At 74.5% G+C, this 5,764-nt stretch carries 5 protein-coding genes and 1 pseudogene; all 6 read right to left on the bottom strand.

The genetic code is table 11. The features are described 5' to 3' along the window. Window positions 1-201, bottom strand: a 201-nt coding sequence (locus ACFRMQ_RS37085) for a hypothetical protein (protein WP_380735257.1), incomplete at its 3' end; no start/stop codon positions are given. Window positions 202-1,240: 1,039 nt separating this feature from the next. Then, window positions 1,241-2,080 carry an oxidoreductase gene (locus ACFRMQ_RS37080; protein WP_380735256.1) on the bottom strand — a complete coding sequence of 280 codons (840 nt, stop codon included), beginning with the start codon at window positions 2,078-2,080 and terminating at the stop codon, window positions 1,241-1,243. A gap of 236 nt (window positions 2,081-2,316) precedes the next feature. After that, entirely contained in the window at window positions 2,317-3,810 is a 1,494-nt protein-coding gene (locus ACFRMQ_RS37075) for a hypothetical protein (RefSeq protein ID WP_380735255.1), read from the bottom strand. Between the two features lie 387 nt (window positions 3,811-4,197). Further along, the gene (locus ACFRMQ_RS37070) at window positions 4,198-4,548 is read right to left on the bottom strand and encodes a hypothetical protein (RefSeq protein ID WP_380735254.1); all 351 of its coding nucleotides are present in this window, start codon (window positions 4,546-4,548) and stop codon (window positions 4,198-4,200) included. A 54-nt stretch (window positions 4,549-4,602) separates the two neighbouring features. Then, entirely contained in the window at window positions 4,603-5,205 is a 603-nt protein-coding gene (locus ACFRMQ_RS37065) for an isochorismatase family protein (RefSeq protein ID WP_380735253.1), read from the bottom strand. Continuing rightward, window positions 5,202-5,764 (bottom strand): annotated as a pseudogene (locus ACFRMQ_RS37060) (allantoin permease); the annotation flags it as partial. The gene ACFRMQ_RS37065 and the pseudogene ACFRMQ_RS37060, both read right to left, overlap by 4 nt.

The following is a 5,764-nucleotide window of genomic DNA, read 5'->3' as shown; positions in this document are numbered from 1 at the left end:
CGGCAGCACCTGGCCCGGCAGCACCGGCCCCGGGACCAGCCGCCGCCGCACCACCACCGCCGGCACCGGCCGCGCCTGCGCCCGGCGCCCCGGGTACGGGAGCGCCCGGCCCGGCTCCGCCCGCAACAGCACCTGGCGCGGCAGCACCTGCCCCGGGAGCAGCCGCCGCAGCAGCACCGCCCGCACCGGCCGCACCCGCACCGGCCGCACCGGCGCCCAGCGCCCCGGCGCCGGGCGCAGAAACCCCCGGCCCGCCGATTCCGGGCGCACCACCGCCAGGGGCCGGCCCGCCGGGTGCGGGAGCCCGCACTCCGCCTGCGGGCGCGGGCGCTCCCGCTCCCCCGCCCCCGGGAGCCCCGGGCACAGGCCCGCCAGGTGCGGAACCACCCGGCGGGGGAACCCCGGGCACTCCGCCTCCGGGCGCGCCGGGTGACGGCACGCCCGGAACCGGTCCCGGTGCAGGCCCCCCGGGTGCGGAACCGCTCGGGGAGGGAACCCCGGGCACTCCGCCTCCGGGCGCGCCCGGGGACGGCACCCCAGGCGCACCGGGCGACGGCGGACCGGGCGTGGGCGCTCCGCACACGGGGCCTTCGAGCACTGCGGGGGCTCCGACCGTCGTCGCCGCCATCACCGCCGCGGGTGACGCGAGCGCATCCATGCCGGTGTAGCCCGAATCCGTCGTACGGGTGACGGTGCCTCGGCCGTACTCCATGGCCCCACTGACGGTGGCCAGGCCCCGGTGCTCACCGGGCTGGGCCCGCAGGGCCGCCGTGCAGACGACAGTGGTGCCCGGGCTCAGCCGGGGGATGTCCCCGGCTCCATCCGGGCAGCGTGGTTCGGCCCCGGGGACGAGGGTGTCGGTGATCCGCACGTCGGTCACCGGGGTTTCGCCGTCGTTGTGCAGTTCGTAGCTCACCCTCACCTCGTCACCGGTCCTCGCCGCCGGGGTGCCGGGCCGGCCGTCGACCGTCACCGACAGCACCAACCCGCCGACGTCCGGTCCGCCGCGCGACTGAGCGGTGACGGAACCCGCGGCGGCCAGTACCAGGACGGCGGCGGCCGAGCAGAAGGACACTTTCCAGCCAGGCATACAATCTGGTTATAGTTCACACATGGGCTGGGCCCACCCGACACGCCTTCGACCGGGTTTCGATCCACACCGATCACCCGAGCAGGGCAACGCGAACAGGACAAGGGAGCGGCCGAACCCCCCTCGTCCCCAAGGCCCTCGCCCGGAAGGTCAGCGGGAAGAACCGATGACGCGGGAGATCACGGCGTCGAAGGCCCGGTCCGGCAGCAGACGCCGCAGCGTCAGAAGGGGGCGTGCGCCGAACCCGGTGGCGTAGCGGGTCCTGGGCCGACGGGCCGTGACGGCCTTTCCGATGGCGTCGGCGATGACGGTGGGCGGGGACATCCGCCGGGCCATCGCCGCGGAGCGCATGGACGCGGCGACCGCGGCGGACCGGCGGGCGTAGGCACCGCCGGCGGAGGACCTCTCCAACTGGTCGGCGGCGATGCCGGACCACTCGGTGGCGATACCGCCCGGCTCGATGACGACGACATCGATCCCGAACGGCTTGACCTCGATCCGCAGGCAGTCGCTGAGACCCTCCAGGGCGAACTTGGTGCCGTGGTACCAGCCGCCGAGCGGAGTGTGGAGCTTCCCGCCCATCGAGGTGACGTTGACGACCGTCCCGCTGCGCCGGGCCCTCATGTGGGGCAGGACGAGCTGGGTCAGGCGCACGGCGCCGAAGACGTTGACGTCGAACTGGCGGCGCGCCTCCTCCTGCGGGACGTCCTCCAGCGCGCCGTACGAACCGTACCCGGCGTTGTTGACCAGGACGTCGATGCGGCCGGTCTCGGCGATGACGCGCTCGACCCCGGCACGCAAGGAGTCATCGTCGGTGACGTCCATCGCCAGCGGGCGCAGTCCGCGCTCGGCGAGCCTCTGGAGGCGGTCGGTGCGGCGGGCCGCTCCGTAGACGGTGTAGCCGAGGCCGATCAGCTTGAGGGCGGTGGCTTCGCCGATGCCGGAGGAAGCGCCGGTCACGAGGGCGGTCTTGGTGTTCTGCGTGGTCACGGGGTCCTCATTACGGGGTGGGACGGGGTTCGCGGCTTCCACGTTAGGGGGCCGGCCCCCGCCGGGGAACCAGCCCTCGACGACACCGGCTCCTTCCACCGCGCCTTCCGCCGCTGGACCGGAACCACCCCCGAGGCCGCACGGACGGGGCACCGGCTCACCCACGCGTGACCGGTGCGCCGTCACGGCTGCCTCGGGGGCGGCGCACCGCGACGAGCGGGTGCGCCGTCGCGGTGTCAGTGGTCCTGGTTCTCGCCTTGGCCGTCGTCGTCCCGAGCGTGCCCGGTGGTGCGGGCGAAGACCTGGCTGAGGTCCTCCGGGCCCTCGGCGCCGGCGACCAGGTCACCACTGGTGGACCCGAACACCGCCGTGTCGCCGTGGGCGTCGACGAACGGGTCGAACGAGGTGCCGTTGCCGGGCGACCCGTCCGGGGTGCCGGCCACCCGTTCGGTGCGCCCGGTGCGAAGGTCGTGACGGTAGACGTCCGGGCCCAGGAACGGCTGCTGCGGGCCGGTCACCAGGTTGTCGGCGCTGGAGGTGAAGTAGACCCAGCGGTTGTCGGCCGTGATGCGGCCGTGGTCGGAGCTGCCGATGGTGGTGGTGCCCGGTAGCGGGGTGCTGACCAGCTTCACGGCGCCGGTGCGCAGGTCCCGGGCGTAGAGCTCCAGGTGATTGACGGTTCGGCGCGGCTCGCTGGACGTGGACAGCGAGTAGAGGGCGGTCCGCCCGTCCGGGCTGATGACGGCATCGCGAGCGGCCCGGGCGGGCGCGCCGGCCGGGTCGGTGGCGGCGACCCGCGTGGTACCGGTGGCCAGGTCGCGGACGTAGTACCCGGCGAGACGCGGTACGGCGAGGCCGGGCCCGGCCCCCGGGCCGCTCCGCTCCCGCGACGCCCGCGGTGCGGCCGCCTCCCCGGACACCGGCTGCCCGTCCGGGACCAGGTCGGCGGCGGTGGAGCTGAAGCCGATCGTGCGGCCGTCCGCGCTGATGGTCGGGTTGGTGCCGCCGGACCACGAACCGTCCGGGGCGACGCTGGCCAACTGGGTGGTGCCCGTCCGGCGGTCGGTCACGTAGATCTCGTCGACGCCGAGCGGGTGCTGGTTCAGTGAGGCGGGGCGGTTGGCGACCACCAGGTCGGTACGGGTGGAGGCGAAGGCCACGTAGCGGCCGTCCGCGCTGATCGACGGGCTGTTGGCGGTGTACGGGGTGTGGGTGAGCGATCCGTCGCCCGCGGTGATCAGCTCGGTGCGGCCGGTCAGCCGGTCGCGGACGTAGATGTTGTTGTCCCCGATGGGTGTGTGGCCGTCCACCGGGGTGCGGTCGCCGCTGCCGAAGGCGACGTAGCGGCCGTTCGCGCTGATCGATCCCTCGTCGCTGAACTCGCCCATCGGCGTGCCGCCGGAGAGCACGCTGATCCGCTCGGTGCGGCCGTTGCGAAGATCCCGGACGTACACGTGGGAGACGGTTGAAGGTTGTGTGACCAGATTGTCGGCGGTTGAGGTGAACAGTGCGTAGTGGCCATCGGCGCTGATGCCGAGGCTCTGGCTCGGGCCGTTCGGCTTCGCGCCGTTCAGGCCGACGACGACCTGGCTGGTGGTGCCCCGTGGCGCGGGCCCGGCCTGAGCCGGCGGGGCGCTCAGGGCGAGCACAGCGCCGATGGCCAGGACGGCCCCGGTGCCGGTCAGCCGACGGCCGGCACGGGTTCTGTCGATGCGGGTGGTCGGTCGCATGACGGCGTTCCTCCCCTCGTGGAGGCCCGCCGTTCCTCTCCCCGTCGGCGGGCGTGAGGGAGAGCCAAGCGCCGGGCGGGGTGGCCGGTCAACGGAGAGGGGGAAAGAGACCGTAAAATACGTCAACGGTCGTATGCCACAAGGTAATCGAATGGCAAAGCGGTCGGTCCGCGCAGGGGCCGGGCGTGCGGGAGCCGGACCGCCCGGGGTGCGGACCGCCCGGGTGCGGACGGCCCGGGGTGCGGGCGGCCCGGGGTCAGAAGCGGCGGCGCGGGAACACGTCAGTGGTGTGCTGCCCGCGGTGGCGAAGACGGCCTCGTCTCCGGCGCCGCCGGGCCACCCCTCCACGGGCACCGCCGCCGGACACCCGCGCCCCCTTCGCCCCGGTCAGCCGGGCGGGGCCGGCGAGGTGGCGGGCGAGGCCTGCGCGAGCAGGCAGGCACGGGCGTCGTCCAGCGCCGAATCGGCATGGCGCAGGTGGTGGTTGACCACCGGGAGGAGGGTGCCGCGCAGGCCGTCGGCGGCCCGGAGCGCGGCAGCGGCCCGGTCCAGGAAGTCGCCGGCGCGGTGTACCGCCGGGCCCCGGCCACTGGCGCGGTACTCCCCCGCCAAATCCCGGGCCAAGCAGGCGAGTTCACCGACACCGGGGTCCTCCACCGGTTCGGCGCCGAAGAACTCCAGCCCGTACGCCACCTTCGCCAGCCTGGCCGTACGGCGTCTCTCCCACCATGTACTCACACCACGATCATCCACCACCGCACGACCCGACAGGTCCGAAACGAACCAACTCACCTACCCCGTCGAGGATTCGGCCCCTCCCGGAGGTGAGGAGACGCCGGGCCGGCCGGCTCCGGCCAGCAGCTCCGCCACGTCGGTGACCCGCACCAGTGGCTGGTACAGGTCCATCAGTTCCAGGGCCTTGGCGTGCGACGCGTCGTCCGCTCCGGCGCAGGCGTCGGCGGCCACCAGGACCTCGACGCCCGCGTCGGCCGCGGCCAGCGCCGTGGACAGCACACAGCAGTCGGTGCTGACCCCGGCCAGCACCAGCCGGCCCCCCGGGCCCACCCGCTCGGCGAGCGCCGGCCCCCACTTGCCGAGGGTCGAAGCGTCCAGCACGTCCCGGGCCACGTCGGCGAACTCGTCCGTCAGCCGCCACAGGGGCGCGTCCGGCGGGCGCAGTGCGAACGGCCACCGGGCGTAGTAGGCCCGCCAGGACCCGGTGGGCTCGGCCGGGGCCAGGAAACGGGTGAAGGTGATCCGGTCGGCGAAGGCCGGCAGCAGCCGCTGTACGCCCGCCGCCGCCTCGGTGTAGCGCGGGGCCGCCCAGGGGCTCGCCGGGTCGGCGAAGACGTGCTGCATGTCGATGACGGCCAGGTGGGCGGGCGCCCCGGTCACGCGGGCACCTCCTGCGCGTCCGGCGCCTCCTGTCCGCGCACCCGCTGCCGGCCCAGGACGAGCGTGCCGAGGAAGCCGAGGGCCAGGGCCGCGAGGACGCCGAGGTTGGCGTGGGCCCAGGAGCCGTCCTTGCCGCCGAGGCCGAGGGGGGCGAGCAGGTAGCCCTGCCAGGTCAGCCAGTCGGCGGAGGCGTTGGTGACCAGTCCCCAGCCGAGGGCGGTGGTCGCCAGGGTGAGCAGCAGCGGCAGGGCGGGGACGTCGCCGTAGCGGCCGCGGGGCTGGTAGAGGTCGGCCTCGTCGTAGTCGCGGCGGCGCAGGAGGAGATCGGCGAGGACGATGCCGCACCAGCCGGCGATCGGCACGCCGAGGGTGGTCAGGAAGCCCGTGAACGGGCCGAGGAAGTCGTCGGCGATGAACACGATGTACACGGATCCGGCGATCATCAGCACGCCGTCGACGAGCGCGGCGAGCGGGCGCGGGATGCGCAGCCCCGCGGAGAGCAGCGCGAGGCCCGAGGAGTAGATGTCGAGGACCGCGCCGCCGACCAGGCCGAGGACGG

The organism is Kitasatospora sp. NPDC056783 (assembly GCF_042789895.1).
Lineage (GTDB): Bacteria > Actinomycetota > Actinomycetes > Streptomycetales > Streptomycetaceae > Kitasatospora.
Note: the sequence above shows the minus strand (reverse complement) of the source record. Positions and strands in the feature narration are given on the sequence as shown.